Here is a 19,221-nt window from a genome sequence, read left to right as displayed (position 1 = left end):
ACCCGACAGGGCCAATATGGGTCAGGTGGCCGTCATATTGGGCTTGCGCCACAGTTTGCGGAGCTGCGCGGCCAAGGTCCCGTCGTCGACGGGCGTCTTGCGCACGAAGAAACAGGGGCCGGTGCCGTGGATGCCATCCAGGTGAAAATTCGGATCGGCGAACAGCACCAGATGCGTCTCGTTCAGCACTTCGGGACTGGCGCTGCGGCGGCTCCAGTCAGCCCAGGTCAGCGCACAGCCGATCGGCCGCTGGGTCAGTCCCGAGCTGAGCAGTGTCTGGAAAAACATCTCGTCCGGGCATCGTGCCGACCGGAATAGCCCCAGGCTAGGGTGACCGCTGTCGACGAAATCGAGAATGGCGCGGCCCGCATCGGCCGAGATCACCCACCAGCTACCGCCGGTATGAAGCGTCAGCCCTTTCAATCGTCGGTGAACGGCGCGGTCGGGCAGCAGGCGAAGCACGCGATTAAGCGTGCGGATCGCGCGGGCCTTGCCGCTGCCGCCCCGTTCGCCACCCTCGACGAAGCGCTTGGAAATACGGCTCCAGGGCTTCTTCAATTCGACGGAGGGGAAGGGGGCCGTGTCGATGTGCTCCTGCCCGCTCGCCTGCAGATAGGCGAGCAGCGTCTCGGGCGATGATAGAGGATAGTCCGCCCCGCTCAGCAGCGCGAGATGGGTGAGGCCTGGCTCGTCGCGGAGCGCACGGCGCATCAGGTTGAGCGTCGCCTGGACTTGCGACCATCCGCCCCAGTGCACGTCCACCCGATGCTCGACGAACGTTGCGACCGCGCCGATCGTAGTCTCGAACGGCGTCAGGGGAGCCTTGCGATCGATGTGAACCCAGGTGCGCGCGACCGGCGACCGGAGCGCCTCGACCAGGTGGAGGAGTTGTGCGGGGTTCGCATGGGCCTGGATGAGGTAACCGATCACATGCCAATCCTTGCTTGAGCGGCCGCGTACACGCGCGCTGAACATCTGTACGACGGACCGGGACGACCAAGCCCTATAGCCGCCCTGTGGCCATGCAAGAGCCCATCGGGCGTGGACTGACCCGCCGTGGAACGGTCGGATCGCGGCGAGCTTGGCCAAAAATATGGGCAAACAGAGCGTTAACCTTCGCGCGAAAGCGTCCGGTGAGGGGGGCAGGGCAAAACGATTGCACACAATCGAAATGGAAAAGCCCCATCATGCGTCGGATGCTGCCTACGCTTCTGTCATGTGCCATGCTCAATGCCTGTGGAGGCGGATCGGCGACCACCGGCGGGCCATCCTCGGTCACGGTCGTCAGCGCTCCGGCGGAAGTCGTGCCAACGCCTACGCCCACCGCCACACCGACGCCCACCCCCGCCACGGCCGACACGACGACCTTCGCCCAGACCGAGGCGATTTCGGCAATCCCGGTCGGCGACGCCCTGCGTTGGGCTCCGCCGACGCTGACCAAGGAGAAGGTCGTCGACCTGCGCTCTGTCGCGCATCTCGAGGCGTCATACAAATTCCCCTATGACCAGGACCTGCGCATCCTGCTGCCGACCAACCGGGCGGTGGAGGAGCCGTTGCAGATCATCGGGGGCCGCAACATCGTGCTGATGGGCGGGGAAATCCATGTTCCCGCGGTCAAGCCCTATGCGGCAGGCACATCCTTCGCGAAGGGGGACATGGTCGTCCTGCCGACGGGTTCGTTCGCGATGTACCAGGCGGTGACGGGCGGCAAGACGGGCGCATCCTCGACGCCGTCTGGCACCGGCAGCGCGATCGCGGACGGAACGGTGACGTGGCGCTATGTCGGCCTGCATCCGCGCGCCGCGCTGAAATTCTCGGGCCAGCCGAGCGGCAGCACGACCTTTATCGAAGGGGTGAAGATCGACCTCGCGCAATCCTATGGCTATGATGCGATCGAGATCGGCGGCTGGGACCAGGCGACGCCGGGGCCCGACTATACGATCCAGAATGTGCGCCTGCTGGGCGCGATGTCGACGACCAGCGGCCTGCACGCCGATCTGGTCCAATTCTATGGATCGTGCCGCAACCTGCGCATCGACAAGCTGACCGGCACCTCGCAATATCAGGGGCTGTTCCTGTCGCCGCAGCACCTGTTGGGCAGCGTGGAGCTGCACCGCGTCGACCTGCGCTATATCGATCCGACGGCGCAGAGCGGCTATCTGCTCTGGCTGTTCGACGACCAGAACCAGAAGCGCCAGCCGGTCCTGCTCGACCAGGTCTATGTCGGCACCAGCAGCTGGTCCTATAAGGCGGGGATGGTGCAGGAACAGGTCGTCTGGCCCGCCAGCAACAAGATTCCGTGGAATAAGCTGGGCGGCGCGGTGCTGAAGGGCAATGTCCTAACTTGGCCGACCATCCCGGAAATCAGCGGATCGGCGCTGGTCGGCCAGCCCCTGGTCGGGCAGTTCGTCCGCGAGGGCGCGGCGGGGCTGAACTATCGCTCGCCGGGCTATCGGGGGCTGTAACGCGTATCGACGGCGCGGCGCATCGCCCGCCCCCAGGGCAGGCCGATCAACACGGTGGTCAAACCGGCCATGGCGGGCACGTCGAGCGTGATGTCGACCATCGCACAGGCCAGGACCAGGGCCGTGGCGACCATCATCGCGCGGAGCAACGGATCGGCGCGTTTCGCATCGCGGTGCCGATGGATGTCGAGGAGGATCGCCGCCATCGTCATTATCGTCAGCACAAGATAGGGCACACCGCCTTCAAGCAGCAGCGACAGGATTTCGTCATGCGCGGAATGGACATACCATAGCAGATGGGCCTGCTCGGCGGTGCGCAGGCTCATCAGATTGACCTCGTCGAAGCTGAGCGGGCCATAGCCCCAGAGCCAGGATCGCGCGGCCAGCGCGGCATAATGGCGCCATATCTCGACGCGGGTGACGGCATCGGTGGAGGTCATCGTCATCCGATCCATGGTGACGTCGCCGATCGTCAGCGCCAGCATGATGAGGACGAACCCCACGACCGCAAGCAAGGCGAGCCCTTTCGGACGAAGAAGTCGCCGCCGCAGCAACGGATCGCGCCCCGCGACGAAAGACAGCCCGATGACGAGCAGCAACAGCGCGGTGCGTGAGCCGGTGATGAAGCAGGCGCCGGTGCCCATGGTCAGGCCTAGCATCGCGGCGATGCGTGCCACGACGCCGCTGTCGCGATCCTCGCCGCTTTCGCGCATCAGGGTCAGCCAGCGCCCAAGGCCCAGCAACGCGATCACTCCGAACAGGCAGCCCGTGGCATTGGCGTTGAGCGAAGTGCCGGTGAAGCGGTCGACCAGAATGCCTTTGTCGACGCCCCACACATGGCCGGGGTCGATCCCACGCAGGATCAGCCCGACAGCGATCTGGATCAGTCCGATCAGCACGATCCAGCCGATGGCGATCCGCATCAATCCCCGCCGATAGCCGATCCAGGCCGATGCCAGCAGCAGGGCGAGAAGGCCGATCGCCCGAACCATGCCGGGTGCGACCAGATCCGGCGCGATGGCGTGTCCCGGCAGCGCATGGAGCGCGACCCAGCCGATAGTGGCCAGCGCCAGGATCAGGACGGGTGCGGCTGCACGCCAGAAGGCAGCGGGCGGCGCGAGCAGGATCAGGACAGCCATCGCCACGGCCATCTGTCCCGCCGCCGCCAGCAGCGCGAGCAACGGTCCGTTCGCGCCGAACGCCATTTGCTCCGCCGTCAACAGGCTCGCCAGCAGGATGGCCGCCGCCCGTGTTCGCGCCGATCCCCATTCCGTCCTGAACTGCCCGTCGCCCAACCGTTCCATCCCGTGGGCCTAGCGGGGTTTGATGACCCGCGCGACGGCCTTGCCGGGGCAGGAATTCTCGAAACAGGGCAGGTCGGGACGCCAATCGACCGCGCCCCGTCCCGTATCAGCGCGCGGTCAGCGTCGCGATCTTCGGCTTGGCGGCGATGACCGGCGCGGCTGCCGCCTGCTGCGCTGCCGATCCGGGGTGCGTTCCATCGGCACTGTTCGAGGTCGACACCATGGACCCGGCGGCATGCGCCTTGCGCGCGGCATAATAGGGTGTCCTGACGGTATAGCTGCCATCGCCAGTGTTCACGACCGACACCGCCTGCGACGCGATCTCGATATTCGGGCTGCCGGGCTCGAACACCAGATACTCCCCCGGCCTGGGCGCGACCGTGGCATTCACCCGTATCCCGGTGCCGGAAATGTCGGTCCCTGCCGCCAGCGCGCCGGTCAGCGTCCCCCCGCCGGACGCGGCCAGCGGTGTCTGTTTCCATTTCGGCATGCCCGTGCCGTCCCCCGCCGCCTGATAGGCCGGACGCAGATCGACCGCGAGTGCCAGAGGGGCGGGGCGGGTCATGATCCAGTCGTTGACGGTCTGGAGCGGCGACTGACTGCCCAGGCCGTTGCCCGTCTGTGCCGACAGTGTCGTTCTGCCGCTGGTCACGTCAACGGTGCGCGGCGTAATCGTCGACTGGATGATGGGCACGCCGGGAAAGGTCTTGGCCAAAAAGCCCCACCAGGCCGTGGCCCGCGCCTCCATGTCCGCGACCGCCGTGTCGGGCGGCGTGCCTTCCGGATAATACATGGATGAAAAGTCGTTGCGCAGCCCCTGGCTCCAGATGGCCGAGAAGGGCCAGACCTGTCGACCGTTCAACACGGTGCGGATATGTGAGAGCAGGGCATAGCGCAGGCCGAAGCGGCCATCGGCCAGATCCATGAAGTCGGCCATCTGTGCGCCGTGATGCCCGAAATTGCCGACACCGAACCGGCCTGTGGTCGCATCATCGTCCAGCCCCCGTGTGACGCCGCCGACCATCCCGCGTGGGCTCGCCAGCTGGGGCAAGTCGTCCTGCTGGGTGATGCTGTCGCCGATCTCCAGGACGGATGGCTGCCGTGTCCAAGGGATGAGGACCGCCACGGGCGAATAACCATTGGTCGTGTTCGCCGCGAGCCCGACATTCGCGATCGAGCCACCCGCCGCATAGGACGGGTTCGCCGTCGCCAGATGCCGCCGCACTTCGCCCAGCTGGCCCATGCTGGTGAAACCGCGCGGACGCGCGGCGCCCATCGCGGTGCTGATCGAAGTCCGCAGAAATCCGCCGGGCCAGGGCGTCGGCACGGGATCGCTTATGACGAAGCCTCCATCGCCCATCACGACGCTGCCCGCCCCGCCAAAGGTCAGCGCGACGCGGGTGCCGGTGCCGTTCGCCCCGGTGAACGCGACGACATAATTCAGGACGTTGCTATTGCCCGGCCGCAGCTCACGCGCACTTCCGGCGGGGCGCGAATTGGGGTCCAGCCCGAAATTGGCGAAGACCACGCGCCAGCCCGCCGGTTGCGGCGTCAGATAGAGGTCCGACAGCTCGGTCAGCCGGTTCGCGTCCGACGCCGCCATCCGATAGAGATCGGCCCCGGCGGTGCGGAAGGACGAGGTGCCGAACATCCAGGCCGGGCCGGTCGGTGTGCCCGCCGGTTGGCCATTTGCGATGGGGCCCGGATTGGTGGCGACGACTTGCGCTGCGACTGGCCCGGTGACGACGGTCGCCCATGCGGCGACGGCGATCCACAGCCGCCGCATCACGGCACCCGCGCGAGCGTGGCGACGCACTCGGTCGAGCCGGTCGGCAGGACCACGTCGACGATCGCCTGACTGCCCAGGGTCACGGATGCCGCGCCCCCCGCCGCATCGCTGCTCCCCCTGGTCAGCAACGTCAGCATCGTCACCCCGTCCGGCCCGCGATAACGCAGTGCCAGCGTCCCGCCATTATAGGACCCGCATGTCTGACCAAAGATATAGGTGCCGCCATAGACCGTATGCGCCGGTGCCGCGCTGTTCGCGACGGCGAGCGTCAGGTTTTCCTGCTTGGCGGCGACCGGTAAGGGCGCTGCCGGGCCGACGGGCACGCAACTGCCATCAGACTGTCGCACGCATGGCGCGGAGCCGGGGGCATAGCCGCCGGGAAACTGCACCGAGCTGCCTGTGGTCTGGGCGGCTCCTGGCACGGTCCAAGTCAATCCCATGGCGGTCAGCACCGCCCATCGCGTCCTCCGAATCATTGCTGCTCCCTCCCGAATGTCGGCACCCTCATGTTCCACTTTCGGTCCTGTAGGACAGGGGTAATGGCAGCTGTGCTGCGAGGTCGGCGCATTTTGTTGGACGTGCACGGCGGGGAAGCCTTCCCTGAATGGCACAAACTGATCGGGGCCCTGGTGTCACTGCCCGACGCGCCGCCTTGTCGAGGATCGACCCGGTGGTAAGGAAACGACCTGCCAGCGGGGGCGGACGGGGGAGAAGGGTCATCGGCAAGCAGCGCATCGTCATCTACGACATCGTGTCGCAGGCCCCGTACAGCGCCGTCTCGCTGGGTGATGCCAGCGTCGGCATCGGCGGCGCGGAAAACACCGTGATCCATATCGCGACCGGATTGGCGAAGGTCCATGACGTCACCGTCCTGCAAAGCGCGCGGCAGGGTGGCGACCGGATCGAGGACGGCGGCGTCACCTGGGCGTCGACCGAGGATGCCGAAGACCCGGTCACCGCAGCGGATGTCATCATCCTGCAGCGGAAGTCGCAGCCGCTGGTCCGCCTCTCGCGGTGGAACCGTCGCGCGCGCTACATCGTGTGGATGCACGACTGGCAGCCGGTCGAGGACCGCTCGGTCCGCGGCGGGCGTTGGAAACGCGGCCTCAAGGCCGAAGCGCGCAGTCTCGTCGCGCGCGTGCTCGGCGTGCAGTGGATCGGCGTCTCGCGGGCGCATGTCGGCAATATACGCGCCTTCCTGGCCGCCGATCGCCTGACCAGCAGCGCGCGCGAGGCGGGGCGTGTCGGCTTCATCTACAATCCCGTCGTCATCGGGGCGGCCCCCGCCGATACCGCTTACGACCGGAATCGCCTGGTCTTCTTCAGTGCGGCCTGGAAGGGTCTGGACTTGGTGTTGAAGGCGTTTGCGTCGGTCCGGTCGGCGATGCCCGACATGGAGCTGCGCGTGGCCAGCCCCGCCTATGACCTGGGCGAAGGCCAGCGTCAGGAGCGCGTCGTGATGCTCGGCCCACTGGCGCAGGACCGCGTCTTTGCCGAAGTCCAACAGGCGCTGTGCGTCTTCTATCCCGCCGATCGGGTGCCCGAGACTTTCGGACTGGTCTTTGCCGAAAGCCATGCCTTGGGCACGCCGGTGCTGGCGCATGACTTCGGCGCGGCGACTGAGTTGCTGGGGCCCGACGAGCGCATGGATGTGACCGACACCCAGGCGGTGGTCGAGCGAGTTCGCGCCTGGCGCGACGGTGCAAGGCCAAAGGTGAAGGCGCATGACGCCTGCGATCTCAACCGGGTCGTCGACCAGTGGCTGGCGCTGATCGCCGCTGGTCCGAAAGCGCCCCCGCCGGGGCAGTAGTTCCTTTGGCCGAGGGGCAGGCGCGACGTCTCGGAGGGAATCCGCTATGCCGCGATGAACGCCCGCAGCCGGTCGACCAGCGCGGTACGGTTGGCGCTCTGTTCCAGCTGAAAGGGCGTCAGGTCGGGCGTGGTCAGCAGCGCCTCAAGCTCTTCGTCGCTATGTGCGATATGGATGCCGGGCCTGTCGCACAGCGCGGCGACGGTGGCCAGCTGGTGCTCGTTGCGATGCTCGCCCAGGCTGGCGCGGCGCGGATAGAGGATGATCGGCTTGCCCGCGCGCCCCGCGCTCAGGATGCTGCCGATGCCCGCATGGCCGACGATCACGCTCGCCTCCCGAACGAAACGATCGAATGTCACCGGGTCGAGATGTTCGTGCCGATCCAGATGCGGACGCGCGTCGGTGTCGCCGCAGGTCTGGGCAACGATGCGAAGACCGCGCCGCCCGGCGATGGCATCCAGCGCGCCGACAAAGCGTGGGAAGGGCAATTGGGTGCCGACCGTCGCGAAGATCACAGCACCGACCCCGCATAGCTTGCGCCTGAGCGCTCGGCGACGAACGGCCATTGCGACAGCCACAGATCGGCATGCGCCTTCGCCTTTTGCCCGGCCATCGACAGTTCCTCGGCATTGGCGATGCTGTCGACCCAGATCGTCTTCACGCCGAACCGCCGCCCGATGGCAAGCGCCAGGAAGCCGGGCAGCGCGCCGGTGCTGACGATCACCTGCGGGCGAACCCGCGCCATCACGCGCAGCAGGTCGAGGACACAGAACACCGCCGACATCGGGCTGTTGCGGTTGCAGTCGTGGATCACGCGAACGCCGGCGATCCCGGCGCGCTCGCCCAGGCCCTTCATCGTCGTGGCAAAGCTGATGTCATGGCCGACAAAGGCATCGCGCAGCAGCAGCATCTGCTCCCAATGACCGCCGCCCGACGCGACCGCCAATATCCTTTTGCGCGTGTCAGCCAATGTTCGTTCCCCCGTGAAGCCAAGGGCATATCCCGCCGAACCGGCACCCACAATCGTCCAGCATCGCGAGCGCGCATCGAAACGGTACAGCTTGGCGTGAGGAGAGAGAGCATGGCGCCCTTTCGTCACCCGGACGGCTTGACAGTCACCATGACGGCCCGTTAGAGCGCCCAAGTCCCGGTTTTCCGCCGGTTTGCGGGTGTAGCTCAATGGTAGAGCAGGAGCTTCCCAAGCTCACGACGAGGGTTCGATTCCCTTCACCCGCTCCATCAAAATCTCCGATATCGCAATGATTCGGTCGCTCAGGCCACGTCGTTACCCGACGATGCTCTGACCCATGGACAGACGCTTGCCGTTGGTGACGATCACCCGGTCGCCGAGCCGCGTCGCGGCGAACAGCTTGCGGGCGAAGCCGGTGGGTACGCCGACACAACCATGGGTGGCGTTGCCGTAGCGCACATCGCTGGCATGAATGGCCACACCGTCATTGGTCAGGCGCAGCATGTAAGGCATCGGCGCGTCGTACAGGTTCGACACATGGTCCGCATCCTTCTGCAGGATGGGAAAGACGCCGAGCGGGGTCGGCATATTGTCCGCGCCGTAAATGATCGCGGCGGTCCCGATTTCATAGCCGTCGCGGAAGATCGACACGACCTGCGCCGCCAGGTCGACCGTGATGACCACCGGGCCGTCGGGCGCGCCGCTTTCGTCCCAGACATAATCGCCGTGGCTCAGCGGTTTCTTCAGGTCGAGAATGCGGCGAACGACGAAAGGCGCAGGGGTAGGCGAGGGGCTAGGTGCGGCGACCGGCGTAGGTGGCGCGGCCGCGGCGATCATGCGCGGCCGGGAGGCAGTGGCCTTGGTCGAAACAGGGGCTTGGCGGCTGTCCCGCAGGGTCAGCCAGGCACCGCCGCCCAGGGCTGCCAGGAGGATCGATCCGGCAAGGAACTGCAAAGCCCGCATTCGCACCGTTCCTAGCCGACGGGACTGAACGAAGCGTTAGCGGATTTCGACCGTGACATGGCCGAGCGCCGCCATGCCCGCCAGCCTTTGGTGCATCTCGGCGCTGGTCGGCTCGACACCGATCCCTTCGATCGACAGGACCACCGCATGGGCGGTCGGTCCGATCCGCCAGATATGGAAATCGTGGATACGCGTGTCGCCCGGTCCCTCAATCCGATCGCGCACCTCGGCGGCGAGTTTCGGGTCGGCGGCGTCGAGCAGGACGGTCGATGCCTGCTTCATCAGCCCGACCGACCAGTTGGCGATGACGACCGCGCCGAGCAGGCCCACGGCGGGATCGAGCCACACCCAGCCCAGATAGCGCCCCGCCATCAGCGCCAGGATCGCCATGACCGAGGTCAGCGCATCGGCAAGCACATGAATATAGGCCGCGCGCATATTGGTGTCGCCGCCATGCGGGTCATGGCTGTGGCCGTGGTTATGATGGTGATGGTCGTGCGAATGGCCGTGCCCGTGTCCATGGCTATGCCCGTGATCATGGCCGTGGCCGTGGCCCAGCATATAGGCGCTTACGAGGTTGATCAGCAGGCCGAGCACCGCGACGAAGATCGCATCGCGAAACGCCACGGGCTGCGGATCGCCGAGCCGCGTAATCGACTCGTACGCAATGCCCAGCGACACCAGCCCCAGCACCATCGCCGATCCGAACCCGGCCAGCTCACCGACCTTGCCGGTGCCCCAGCTGTAGCGCGGATTGGCGACATGCTTTTTCGCATAGGAATAGGCGATAGCCGCGATGCCCAGCGCACCGACATGCGTCGCCATGTGGAACCCGTCGGCCAGGAGCGCCATCGAGCCGGTGAAATAGCCCGCGACGATCTCGGCCACCATCATGCCCGCCGACAACCACACCACGGCGCGCGTGCGCCGGGCATTCTCGTCATGGGCATGGCCCAGATAATCATGGCTATGGATCGTCACTCTAGTCGTCCTCGGCAGGCGTTCGACGGGATTTAGCGGAAATGGCGACGGAGCAGCTTGGCGAGTTCGGCGGCAGCGGCGGTGCGCTCGTCGTCGGACAGGCCGGGGGCCGCGACATGGGCGTGAAGATGATCCTCGACCAGCTCGTCCATCAGGCCCGCCACAGCGCCACGCACCGCCGCGACCAAGTGCAGCGTCTCGGCGCAATCGGCATCGGCGACCACCGATCGCTCGATGGCTGCGACCTGTCCGGCGATCCGGCGGACGCGGGCGATGATCTTGTCCTTGCTGGTCGTCACATGTGCCATAACGCATAGGGGTATAGGGTATATTGGCGATCCGATCAAGACGCGGCTTGCCGGACGGATGCCGCATCGGCCATCAGGAACCTTGAGTAGAGCGAGTAGGGGCCGGACGGATGCGGAGATGGATGGGTTGGGTCGTGGCGGCGGCCATGACGGGGGCGACGAGCCCCGCTCCGGCGGCGACGATCCTGTTCGTCGGTAACAGCTTCACCTTCGGCGCGAACTCGCCGGTCATGCGCTATCGCCCCGATCTGGTCCGCGACCTCAATCGCGAGGGGATCGGCGGCGTCCCGGCGCTGTTCAAGACTTTTGCCGAGGAGACGGGGCAGGATTGGACGGTCAGCCTGGAAACGGCGGGCGGCCGCGACCTGGCCTATCATTACGAGCAGAAACGGCGCGAGATCGAGGGTCGCTGGGATGTCGTCATCCTGCAGGGTTACAGCACCCTCGATCCGCAGCGGCCCGGCGATCCGGTGCGCCATGCCGAGGCGGCAGGCGCTCTGGCCGGGATGTTCCGCCAGGCCAATCCGCGCGTCCGGGTCGAACTCGTGTCGACCTGGAGCCGTGCCGACCTGACCTATCGCACCGCCAGCCCCTGGCGCGGCAAGCCGATCACGGCGATGGCGGACGATGTGGCGGCGGGCAACGCCTATGCATTGCGGCGATATCCCACCATCTCGGGCGCGATCCCGGTGGGTCGTGCGTGGAACCGCGCCTGGGCCGAGCGGATCGCCGATCCCAACCCCTATGACGGCATCGCCTTCGGTCAGATAGATCTGTGGACCTGGGATCAATATCACGCCAGCGCGGCCGGTTATTATCTGGAGGCGCTGGTGATCTTCGGCCGGGTCACCGGCTATGACGTGCGGCGGCTGGGCGAGCAGGAACGGGCGGGACGCGATCTGGGCCTGGAGCCCAGGACGATGGCGCGGCTTCAGGCGATCGCCCATGCCGAGGTGACCGGGGTCACGCCGTAACGATCGCGCCATTCTGCACGGTGACGGGCCAGGGCGTCAGCCGCTGGCCCCGGCACGGCCCGCCCAGGCACGAGCCGTCCTTCACCTTGAATATCGCACCATGCCACGAACAGGCGATCCGCTGTCCATCGGGGGTGAGATAGGCGTCGAGCTCCTGCGCCAGCGGAAGTCCCATATGCGGGCAGCGATCGACATAGCCGTGCACTGCATCACCCTGCCGAACGATGAAGCCGTGAAAACGCCCGGCGCGCATCTGCAACACGAAATTGCGCGCTGCGCCGTCCGCGATGGTGTCGAGCGGCCCCAGCGCGATTCCGGCGGGGGTGGCGGTCAGGCGTTCGTCGCTCATCCGGCATCGCTCTGGGCTTCCGGCGCGGCCTCGGGCACCCGCTCGCGCAGGCGGTTGGCGGCGGCAACCAGCTTGGGAAAGGGCGTCAGTTCCACCGCGAACCGCTCGGCATTATAGACTTGCGGCAGGATGTGGCAGTCGGCGAGGGTCGGGCGGTCGCCATAGGCATAGCCCGCACCATGCCGCGCGATCAGCGTTTCCAGCGCTGCAAAGCCCTCGGTGACCCAGCGGCCGATCCAGCGGCGGATCGCAGCCTCATCGGCGTGGAGGTCCTCGCGCAAATGGGTCAGGACACGCAGATTGTTGATGGGATGAATATCGCACGCGACGATCGCGGCCATGGCACGGACCACGGCCCGCCCGGCGCTGTTCTCCGGGAGCAGCGCCGGATCGGGATAGCGTTCGTCGATCCATTCGAGGATCGCCGGGCTCTGGATCAGCGCGCCGTCCGATGTCTCCAGCGCCGGGACCAGACCTTGCGGTTGCAGCGCGCGATAGGCTTCGGCGCGCTGCGCCCCGGTGCGAAGGTCATGGGCGATGCTGTCATAGGACAGTCCCTTCAACCCCAGGGCCAGCCGCACACGATAGGCGGCACTCGACCGCCAATAGCCGTGGAGCGTCAGGTTCACGGCAGGCGGGCCTTGGGGAAGTCCTTCCACACCGCATCATAATCGAGCTGCGCATGGGTGAGGGCATGTTCGGTCGGGCGATAGGGCCAGCAGCTCTCGACCATGAAGGCCATGGTGCCCTCGATCCGATGGGGTTTGAGGTCGGCGTTGCTTGCCCCCTGCCAACTCGCGAGGTCGGGGCCATGGCCCGCCATCAGATTGTGGAGCGACAGGCCGCCGGGGCGGAAGCCCTCCGCCTTGGCATCGTACGCGCCGGTAATGAGGCCCATCGCCTCCGACATGACGTTGCGGTGGAACCAGGGCGGGCGGAACGTGTCCTCCGCCACCATCCAGCGCGGCGGAAAGAGCACGAGGTCGGCATTGGCCCGGCCCGGCACGTCGCTGGGCGAGGTCAGCAGGGTGAAGATCGAGGGGTCGGGATGGTCGAAGCTGACCGTATTGATCGTGTTGAAATGCGACAGATCATAGCGCCACGGCGTCAGATTGCCGTGCCACGCCACCACGTCGAGTGGGCTGTGGTCGAGCGTCATGGTCCATAGCGAGCCGAGGAATTTCTGCACGACCTGGGTCGGCTCGTCACGATCCTCGAACCAGGCGACCGGCGTCTCGAAATCGCGGGAGTTGCCGAGGCCATTCGCTCCGATGGGGCCCAGGTCGGGCAGACGGAACAGGCTGCCATGATTTTCCGCGACATAGCCCGCCGCTTCGCCGTCGGGCAGTTCGACGCGGAACCGCACCCCGCGCGGGACCAGCGCAATCTGGCCTGGTGCGATGTCGATCCGGCCAAGCTCTGTCAGGATCGTCAGGCGGCCCGACTGGGGCAGGAAGACCAGTTCGCCGTCCGCATCGACGAAGATCCGCTCCATGCTGCGGTTACAGGCATAGACATGGACCGCGACGCCCTCCAGATCGGCCGGATCGCGGTTGGCGAGCATCGTCGTCATTCCGTCGATCCAGTCGGTGCCCGGCGGCGTCATCGGCGCCGGGTCCCAACGGAGACGGTTGGGGGGCAGGGGGCTGTCGCTGGTGCCGGGCGCGAAGCGGGCTGCGCCGTCGTACCGCTCATAGGGTGGATGCTCGGCGGTCGGACGCAGGCGGTAGAGCCAGGAGCGGCGGTTTTCATGGCGCGGCGCGGTGAAGGCGGTGCCGGAGAGTTGCTCGGCATAGAGGCCGTAGGCCGGGCGTTGCGGCGAGTTGCGGCCGATGGGGAGGGCGTCGGGCACCGCCTCGGTCGCGACGTGATTGCCGAAGCCGGGGATGTAGGATGTGGTCATCTCTTTTCCTCTCCACAACACGCCAGCGCGTCAGACGCGGCCGAGCCGCGCCTTATGCGCTGGCTCGGCCGCGCTGGCCGGGCTTGCTCGCGCATCTGCGTGCGCGCATCGGTGGATGCTTATGCATCCACCGTGATGACGCCGCGCCGGATCTGATCCAGCTCAATGCTTTCGAACAAGGCCTGGAAATTGCCGTTGCCGAAGCCCTCATTACCCTTGCGCTGGATGATCTCGAAAAAGATCGGGCCGACCATATTCTCGGTGAAGATCTGCAGCAGGATGCCCTCTTCGCCGACATTGCCGTCGATCAGGATGCGGTTCTTGCGCAGCCGCTCCAAATCCTCGCCATGGTTGGGCACGCGCTTGTCGACCAGCTCGTAATAGGTTTCGATCGTGTCCTGCAACCGGACGCCGCGCTGCCGCAGCTTCTCGACGGTTTCGTAGATATTGTCGGTGGTCAGGGCCAGATGCTGGATGCCTTCGCCATTATATTCGCGGATGAATTCCTCGATCTGGCTCTTCTCGTCCTGGCTCTCGTTCAGGGGAATGCGGATCGCCTTGTCGGGGGCGATCATCGCCTGGCTGAACAGGCCGGTCGCCTTGCCCTTGATGTCGAAATACTTCTGTTCCTCAAAGCCGAACAGCTTGGAGTAGAAGCCCGACCAAGTGCGCATCTCGCCGCGACGGACATTGTGGGTGAGATGGTCGAGCAGATCGAGACCGACATTGTTCTCGGCCTCGGCCTGCTGCCAACCCGCGATCTCGGTCCAGTCGGCGAACAGGTCGCTTCCTGCCTTCACCAGATAGAGATAACTGCCACCGATGCCCTCGATCGCCTTGGCATCCGGGGTCAGGCAGCCGCGCGTGGCATCAACCGGAGTCGCACCGCCCTGCACCGCATGATCGAAGGCTTCGGCGGGATCGGCGACGTAAAAGCCCATGCCGCTGGCCGAGGGGCCATGCTCGGCGCGGAACTCCGCCGCCTGGCCTGTCGCCTCCGCATTGAGCAGCAGGGTGATGCGGCCCTGCTTGTAACGGGTGATCGCCTTATCGGGGTGACGATGGGTGGGCACGAAGCCCATCATGTCGAACTGGTGCGCCAGCGTTTCGGGCTCGGGCGTGGTAAATTCACAGAAAGCGAAGCCGTCGAGGCCCAGCGGATTGTTCGGGGTGGTTGCCATGACGTCCAACTCCTGATCCAGTATCTTCCGTAACTAGATCGCAGAACGGGGAATTGGTGTCAAATGTTACGATCTCGCGAATTGCGGCTGGACGGCTTTCTTCCCTATCGGCTGTCGATCACCTCGAATCTGGTCAGCGACCACATCGCCAGCGCCTATCAGCAGTTATTCGGCCTCACGATCCCAGAGTGGCGGCTGATCGCGATCGTCGCGGAGGAGGAGGCCGTCGCCCAGTCGGCCGTGTGCGAGCGCAGCCGAATGGACAAGGTGACGGTTTCGCGTGCGGCCATTGCGATGGTCGGGCGCGGATTGCTCGCCCGCACCGCGCATGACGGCGACCGGCGCTCGCACCTCCTCGTCCTGACCGAGGCGGGGCGGACGCTCTATGCCGATGTCGCCCCTAAGGCGCTGGAGCTGGAGGCGCAGCTATTCGCGGGCTTCACGCCGGACGAGCTGGAGGCGTTCGTCGCCATGCTCCACCGCATCGACGCGGCGGCGCTGGCGCAGCGCGATCAGCCCAGGATGGAGCGGTAGAGCGCCAGATACCGATCAGCCATCCGGTCGACCGAGAAGCGTGTTGCGGCCGCCTGGCGGCAGGCGGCACGGTCGATTTCACCGATACGCTCGACGGCGGCGATGGCTTGTTCGACGGTATCGACCAGAAATCCGGTCACGCCATCCTCGATCAGTTCGGGCATCGATCCCCGCCGGATCGCGATGACCGGCGTGCCGCAGGCCATCGCTTCGACCACCGACAGCCCGAACGGCTCGTCGAAATTGATGAGGTGGAGCAGCGCCTTGGCGGCACCCAGCGCCGCGGTTCTCTCCGTTCCGCCGACGGGGCCGCGATAGACGATGCGGTCATCATCGACATGGGGGCGAACTGCGCGCTCCCAATAGTCCTGATCCTGGACGATCCCGGCCATCACCAGACGGCGGCCGGTCGCCTGCGCGACCGCCACCGCTTCGGCGGCACCCTTGTCGGGATGGATGCGACCGAAGAACAGAAGATCCTCGCTACCCTCTGGATCAAAAGGAAAATCCTCGATCGGGATGCCGTGATGGATGGTGTCGGCATAGCGCAGCCGAGGATGCCGGTCGGCGTCGGAGATGGCGACATAATGCACGCGCTCTTGATAGGGCTCGTACATCGGCATGATCCGTTCGGACGAGAAGCCGTGGATCGTGGTCACCATCGGCGTGTCGACCAGTCCCGAAAAGGCGTGGGCCGGGAAATCGGCCTGGTTGTGGATCAGGTCGAACTCGCTCGCACGCCTGAAGACCTCGGCGAGGTGGCGCATCTCCCACACCTTCGCATCAACCGACGGGTCTTCGGAATAGGGGGCGGGGACGGGACCCGCCAGCGTGGCGGTGGTGATGCTGTCCTGCGTGGCGAACAAGGTCACGTCCACGCCGCGCGCGACCAGCGCCTCGGTCAACAGGCTGGTCACCAATTCCCAAGGGCCATAGGCGCGCGGCGGCGTACGCCACGCGATCGGGGCAAGCATCGCGATCTTCATGCGGCGGTGTCGACTTTCAGGATCAGGCCCTCATCGGGGCGCAACAGGGAAGGGGCTCGGTCGGGCAGCGTGGTCAGCGTCGACACGATGGGACGCCCGGTGAGATCGACAGCCGCGGGGGCGTCGCTCAAATTCAGTGCGATGATGAAACGCTCTCCGTCCTGTTCCCGTTCATAGGCAAGAACGGAGCCCTGCGCCTCGATCAGCCGGATCGAACCGGTGGCGAGCGCAGGACTGGACCGCCGGAGCGCCAGCAGGGCGCGGTGAAGCGATAGCATCGATCCCGGCATGTCCATCTCGGTGGCGACATTGCGCTCTTGCCAGCCTTGCCCGAGCGGGAGCCAAGGCTCGCCGGTCGTAAAGCCGCCAGCGTCGCTCTCGTCCCACGGCATCGGCGTGCGGACCGGATCGCGCCCCAGGCCCAGGCCGGGCTCGCGCAATTCGCGCGGGTCGCGGACACGTTCGGGGGGGATGTCGCCATTCTCCATCCCCAGCTCGTCGCCATAATAGAGCGTCGGCGTACCGCGTAACGTCAGCAGCAGCATCGCCGCCACCCGCGCCTGTGTCGCGCCACGCTTGGTCGCACTGCGCGGGCGATCGTGATTGCCGAGTACCCAGTTCGGCCATCCGCCCGGCGGCAAGGCCGCCTCATATTCGGCAATCATGGCGGCTAGGTGCCGGGCATCCCAGGGCGCGTCGATCAATTGGAAGTTGAAGGGCAGGTGGACGCCCTCTCCGCTCTCGCCATAATAGCGCATCAGCCGCGCGACCGGCAGATAGATTTCGCCGATCAGCACCCGCTCGTCCCTGTCCCGGCCAAAGGCGTCGGCGATGGCGCGCATGTCGGCGGCGATGTCGTGCACCTCCGGCTGGTCGGTCGAATGCCGCTGGAACACGCGATTCATCTCACCGGTCGCCGGGTCCCAGTCGGGGTTGATCGGATTGTCGGGGAAATCGGCATGCTTGATGATGTGCCAGAGCACGTCGATGCGGAACCCATCGACGCCGCGCGCGAACCAGAACCGCAGCACGTCGAGCATCGCCGCGCGGACGTCGGGGTTGCGCCAGTTGAGGTCGGGCTGTTCCTTCAGGAAGGCATGATAATAATATTGCCCGGTCGGCTCATCCCAGGTCCAGGCGGGCCCGCCGAAATCGCTGATCCAGTTGTTGGGCGGACCGCCATCGGCGGCGGCGTCGCGCCAGATATACCAGTCGCGCTTCGGATTGGTGCGGCTCGACCGGCTTTCGACGAACCAGGCATGCTGGTCGGAGCTGTGATTGGGGACGAAATCGAGCAGCAGCTTCAGCCCGCGCGCATGGGCTGAGGCGAGCAACGAGTCGAAATCGGCCAGCGATCCGAACCGCGGGTCGACGCCGCAATAATCCGCCACATCATATCCGAAGTCGGCCATAGGTGACGGAAATATCGGCGAAATCCAGATAGCATCGACACCTAGCTCGACCATATAATCGAGTCGGCTTTCGATCCCGCGCAGGTCGCCGATGCCGTCGCCATTGCTGTCTTGGAACGACCAGGGATAGATTTGATAGAGGACGGCCGATTGCCACCAGGGCCGCCCGCTCATGCGAACAGAGCCTTGGGCAGGCGGGTCAGACGGCAGGCGAGATCGGCCTCGCCGCTCGCCACCAGATAATGGTCGCCCATGTCGATCATGCCGGTCGAGAAGACCACCGGTGTCGGCAGATACATCTGATGCGCGATGGAGGCGGTCAGGGCAGGATTGGCCTCCAGCACGGGATGGTCGTCGGCCAAATGCAGGATGCGGGTCGGCTCCTCCCTGTCGAACAGCGCCCAGAAGCTGCGATAGATGCCGACCGACTCGCGCCGCTCGACCCCGTGATATAAGGTCAGCCAGCCGCGCTCTGTCAGGATCGGCGGCGTACCACCCCCAACCTTCATCGCCGAGATGGAGTCCTTCCGGGCCCGGATGCCGGGGGTCTCCAGCGGTTTCCAGTGCAGCGCGTCGGGCGAGGTCGCGAAGTTGATCGAGGGGCCGCCGACAAAGGGACTTTCATCGGGATAGGCGAAATATACCTCGCCCAGCGGCCGGGTCAGCGCCAGGAAACGGCCGTCAACCAGCCCCTCGAAGAACAGCATGTCCTTGTTCTGATGATCCAGAATGATCCCGGCGAGCCGATAATCCAGGCCATTGTCGGAGATGTGCAGCGTCGTCGAATGCCGCTCGGCCGAGACCGAGCACGTGGTCATGTACCAGTGCTCGCCGATCCGGCTGATCCGCGCATCCTCAACCCCGTAATCCTGCCAGGTCGCAGCAGGTTCGATCGCCTTGTCGTAATGAACCGCGACGATCGCGGTGCCGTCCGCCGACAGCTCGACGGGCAGCAGCCAGGACAGCGACGTCAACGCCAGGATGCGGTGCGCGCTGCCGCGAATGGCAAACTGCCGCGGGTCGGTCATGTCGACCTTGGACAGGGGATAACGGTCGAGGACATAGCCCCGCTCGGTCCAGCGGATCGCCCGGACGTGCCCGCCGTCGACCGGCTCGCGCAAGGCTTCGGCCACACGGACCATCAGCAGGATATTGCCGTTCGCCAGCCGGGTCATGCCCGGATTGAATGCGCCCAGCACATAGGTCGGATCGGCTATGCCGCGTCGCAGCGGCGAGCGGGACAGGTCGATATCGTCGGGGCGAAAGATCAGCAGGTCGTCGGACATGGCCCG

At 66.0% G+C, this 19,221-nt stretch carries 20 protein-coding genes and 1 tRNA gene; 5 read left to right on the top strand and 16 right to left on the bottom strand.

The window, feature by feature from the left end; genetic code table 11:
* Nucleotides 1-21 precede the first annotated feature (21 nt).
* Nucleotides 22-930 carry a beta-1,6-N-acetylglucosaminyltransferase gene (locus tag SB4_RS13510; RefSeq protein WP_193753820.1) on the bottom strand — a complete coding sequence of 303 codons (909 nt, stop codon included), beginning with the start codon at nt 928-930 and terminating at the stop codon, nt 22-24.
* A 257-nt stretch (nt 931-1,187) separates the two neighbouring features.
* Here SB4_RS13510 and SB4_RS13505 point away from each other — a divergent pair, with 257 nt between their 5' ends.
* Complete coding sequence (locus tag SB4_RS13505; RefSeq protein WP_153006213.1) at nt 1,188-2,465, top strand: hypothetical protein; 1,278 nt, start codon at nt 1,188-1,190, stop codon at nt 2,463-2,465.
* Here the strand turns inward: SB4_RS13505 and SB4_RS13500 are convergent.
* The 3 genes from SB4_RS13500 to SB4_RS13490 all read right to left on the bottom strand — a co-directional run bounded on the left by SB4_RS13500 (nt 2,450) and on the right by SB4_RS13490 (nt 6,034).
* Entirely contained in the window at nt 2,450-3,769 is a 1,320-nt protein-coding gene (locus tag SB4_RS13500; RefSeq protein ID WP_058752971.1) for an O-antigen ligase family protein, read from the bottom strand. The two genes, SB4_RS13505 and SB4_RS13500, sit on opposite strands and share 16 nt — an antisense overlap.
* Nucleotides 3,770-3,875: 106 nt before the next feature.
* Entirely contained in the window at nt 3,876-5,585 is a 1,710-nt protein-coding gene (locus SB4_RS13495; protein WP_058752970.1) for a hypothetical protein, read from the bottom strand.
* Nucleotides 5,555-6,034 (bottom strand): hypothetical protein, encoded by a 480-nt coding sequence (locus SB4_RS13490; protein WP_082670170.1) that lies wholly within the window; start codon nt 6,032-6,034, stop codon nt 5,555-5,557. Before SB4_RS13490 ends, SB4_RS13495 begins: the two co-directional genes overlap by 31 nt.
* A 194-nt stretch (nt 6,035-6,228) precedes the next feature.
* Here SB4_RS13490 and SB4_RS13485 point away from each other — a divergent pair, with 194 nt between their 5' ends.
* Complete coding sequence (locus tag SB4_RS13485; protein ID WP_193753819.1) at nt 6,229-7,368, top strand: glycosyltransferase family 4 protein; 1,140 nt, start codon at nt 6,229-6,231, stop codon at nt 7,366-7,368.
* A gap of 44 nt (nt 7,369-7,412) precedes the next feature.
* On the opposite strand, the gene SB4_RS13480 is transcribed toward SB4_RS13485, so the two are convergent.
* Both SB4_RS13480 and SB4_RS13475 read right to left on the bottom strand, forming a co-directional pair.
* The gene (locus SB4_RS13480) at nt 7,413-7,883 is read right to left on the bottom strand and encodes a glycosyltransferase (protein ID WP_058752967.1); all 471 of its coding nucleotides are present in this window, start codon (nt 7,881-7,883) and stop codon (nt 7,413-7,415) included.
* Nucleotides 7,880-8,338, bottom strand: a complete 459-nt coding sequence (locus SB4_RS13475; RefSeq protein ID WP_058752966.1) for a glycosyltransferase family 28 protein — start codon at nt 8,336-8,338, stop codon at nt 7,880-7,882. The genes SB4_RS13480 and SB4_RS13475 overlap by 4 nt, the downstream gene beginning before the upstream one ends.
* A gap of 195 nt (nt 8,339-8,533) precedes the next feature.
* On the opposite strand from SB4_RS13475, the gene SB4_RS13470 reads away from it, so the two are divergent.
* Nucleotides 8,534-8,607 (top strand) — tRNA-Gly (locus SB4_RS13470).
* Nucleotides 8,608-8,653: 46 nt separating this feature from the next.
* Here SB4_RS13470 and SB4_RS13465 read toward each other — a convergent pair.
* The 3 genes from SB4_RS13465 to SB4_RS13455 are packed head-to-tail and all read right to left on the bottom strand — an operon-like array spanning nt 8,654 to nt 10,590.
* Nucleotides 8,654-9,301, bottom strand: a complete 648-nt coding sequence (locus tag SB4_RS13465) for a L,D-transpeptidase family protein (protein WP_082670167.1) — start codon at nt 9,299-9,301, stop codon at nt 8,654-8,656.
* A 36-nt stretch (nt 9,302-9,337) separates the two neighbouring features.
* Nucleotides 9,338-10,282, bottom strand: a complete 945-nt coding sequence (gene dmeF / locus SB4_RS13460) for a CDF family Co(II)/Ni(II) efflux transporter DmeF (RefSeq protein ID WP_153006211.1) — start codon at nt 10,280-10,282, stop codon at nt 9,338-9,340.
* 32 nt (nt 10,283-10,314) lie between these two features.
* Nucleotides 10,315-10,590: a metal/formaldehyde-sensitive transcriptional repressor gene (locus SB4_RS13455; protein ID WP_058752965.1), complete on the bottom strand. Its 276-nt coding sequence runs from the start codon at nt 10,588-10,590 to the stop codon at nt 10,315-10,317.
* A 110-nt stretch (nt 10,591-10,700) separates the two neighbouring features.
* Between SB4_RS13455 and SB4_RS13450 the strand changes: the two genes are divergently transcribed.
* The gene (locus SB4_RS13450; RefSeq protein ID WP_058752964.1) at nt 10,701-11,564 is read left to right on the top strand and encodes a hypothetical protein; all 864 of its coding nucleotides are present in this window, start codon (nt 10,701-10,703) and stop codon (nt 11,562-11,564) included.
* Here SB4_RS13450 and SB4_RS13445 read toward each other — a convergent pair.
* The 4 genes from SB4_RS13445 to hppD form a co-directional block, all read right to left on the bottom strand.
* Nucleotides 11,554-11,913: a Rieske (2Fe-2S) protein gene (locus SB4_RS13445; RefSeq protein WP_058752963.1), complete on the bottom strand. Its 360-nt coding sequence runs from the start codon at nt 11,911-11,913 to the stop codon at nt 11,554-11,556. The two genes, SB4_RS13450 and SB4_RS13445, sit on opposite strands and share 11 nt — an antisense overlap.
* The gene (gene maiA, locus SB4_RS13440; RefSeq protein WP_058752962.1) at nt 11,910-12,542 is read right to left on the bottom strand and encodes a maleylacetoacetate isomerase; all 633 of its coding nucleotides are present in this window, start codon (nt 12,540-12,542) and stop codon (nt 11,910-11,912) included. The genes SB4_RS13445 and maiA overlap by 4 nt, the downstream gene beginning before the upstream one ends.
* Entirely contained in the window at nt 12,539-13,816 is a 1,278-nt protein-coding gene (gene hmgA / locus SB4_RS13435; protein WP_058752961.1) for a homogentisate 1,2-dioxygenase, read from the bottom strand. The genes maiA and hmgA overlap by 4 nt, the downstream gene beginning before the upstream one ends.
* A 119-nt stretch (nt 13,817-13,935) precedes the next feature.
* Nucleotides 13,936-14,997 (bottom strand): 4-hydroxyphenylpyruvate dioxygenase, encoded by a 1,062-nt coding sequence (gene hppD, locus SB4_RS13430; protein ID WP_058752960.1) that lies wholly within the window; start codon nt 14,995-14,997, stop codon nt 13,936-13,938.
* Between the two features lie 63 nt (nt 14,998-15,060).
* On the opposite strand from hppD, the gene SB4_RS13425 reads away from it, so the two are divergent.
* On the top strand, nt 15,061-15,531 hold the full coding sequence (locus tag SB4_RS13425) for a MarR family winged helix-turn-helix transcriptional regulator (protein ID WP_058716581.1): 471 nt from the start codon (nt 15,061-15,063) through the stop codon (nt 15,529-15,531).
* Here SB4_RS13425 and SB4_RS13420 read toward each other — a convergent pair.
* The 3 genes from SB4_RS13420 to SB4_RS13410 are packed head-to-tail and all read right to left on the bottom strand — an operon-like array spanning nt 15,510 to nt 19,215.
* The gene (locus SB4_RS13420; protein ID WP_058752959.1) at nt 15,510-16,517 is read right to left on the bottom strand and encodes a glycosyltransferase family 4 protein; all 1,008 of its coding nucleotides are present in this window, start codon (nt 16,515-16,517) and stop codon (nt 15,510-15,512) included. The two genes, SB4_RS13425 and SB4_RS13420, sit on opposite strands and share 22 nt — an antisense overlap.
* The gene (locus SB4_RS13415) at nt 16,514-18,103 is read right to left on the bottom strand and encodes an alpha-amylase family glycosyl hydrolase (protein WP_058752958.1); all 1,590 of its coding nucleotides are present in this window, start codon (nt 18,101-18,103) and stop codon (nt 16,514-16,516) included. Before SB4_RS13415 ends, SB4_RS13420 begins: the two co-directional genes overlap by 4 nt.
* The gene (locus tag SB4_RS13410; RefSeq protein ID WP_058752957.1) at nt 18,100-19,215 is read right to left on the bottom strand and encodes a glycoside hydrolase family 130 protein; all 1,116 of its coding nucleotides are present in this window, start codon (nt 19,213-19,215) and stop codon (nt 18,100-18,102) included. The genes SB4_RS13415 and SB4_RS13410 overlap by 4 nt, the downstream gene beginning before the upstream one ends.
* Between the last annotated feature and the right edge of the window lie 6 nt (nt 19,216-19,221).

Source organism: Sphingomonas sanguinis (assembly GCF_001476905.1).
Lineage (GTDB): Bacteria > Pseudomonadota > Alphaproteobacteria > Sphingomonadales > Sphingomonadaceae > Sphingomonas > Sphingomonas sanguinis_B.
Note: the sequence above shows the minus strand (reverse complement) of the source record. Positions and strands in the feature narration are given on the sequence as shown.

Coding starts and splice junctions, on each gene's coding strand:
- SB4_RS13505 (WP_153006213.1), top strand. CDS start 1,188: ATGCGTCGGATGCTGCCTACGCTTCTGTCATGTGCCATGCTCAATGCC.
- SB4_RS13500 (WP_058752971.1), bottom strand. CDS start 3,769: ATGGAACGGTTGGGCGACGGGCAGTTCAGGACGGAATGGGGATCGGCG.
- SB4_RS13490 (WP_082670170.1), bottom strand. CDS start 6,034: ATGATTCGGAGGACGCGATGGGCGGTGCTGACCGCCATGGGATTGACT.
- SB4_RS13465 (WP_082670167.1), bottom strand. CDS start 9,301: ATGCGGGCTTTGCAGTTCCTTGCCGGATCGATCCTCCTGGCAGCCCTG.
- SB4_RS13455 (WP_058752965.1), bottom strand. CDS start 10,590: ATGGCACATGTGACGACCAGCAAGGACAAGATCATCGCCCGCGTCCGC.
- SB4_RS13450 (WP_058752964.1), top strand. CDS start 10,701: ATGCGGAGATGGATGGGTTGGGTCGTGGCGGCGGCCATGACGGGGGCG.
- SB4_RS13445 (WP_058752963.1), bottom strand. CDS start 11,913: ATGAGCGACGAACGCCTGACCGCCACCCCCGCCGGAATCGCGCTGGGG.
- hmgA (WP_058752961.1), bottom strand. CDS start 13,816: ATGACCACATCCTACATCCCCGGCTTCGGCAATCACGTCGCGACCGAG.
- hppD (WP_058752960.1), bottom strand. CDS start 14,997: ATGGCAACCACCCCGAACAATCCGCTGGGCCTCGACGGCTTCGCTTTC.
- SB4_RS13425 (WP_058716581.1), top strand. CDS start 15,061: ATGTTACGATCTCGCGAATTGCGGCTGGACGGCTTTCTTCCCTATCGG.
- SB4_RS13420 (WP_058752959.1), bottom strand. CDS start 16,517: ATGAAGATCGCGATGCTTGCCCCGATCGCGTGGCGTACGCCGCCGCGC.
- SB4_RS13415 (WP_058752958.1), bottom strand. CDS start 18,103: ATGAGCGGGCGGCCCTGGTGGCAATCGGCCGTCCTCTATCAAATCTAT.
- SB4_RS13410 (WP_058752957.1), bottom strand. CDS start 19,215: ATGTCCGACGACCTGCTGATCTTTCGCCCCGACGATATCGACCTGTCC.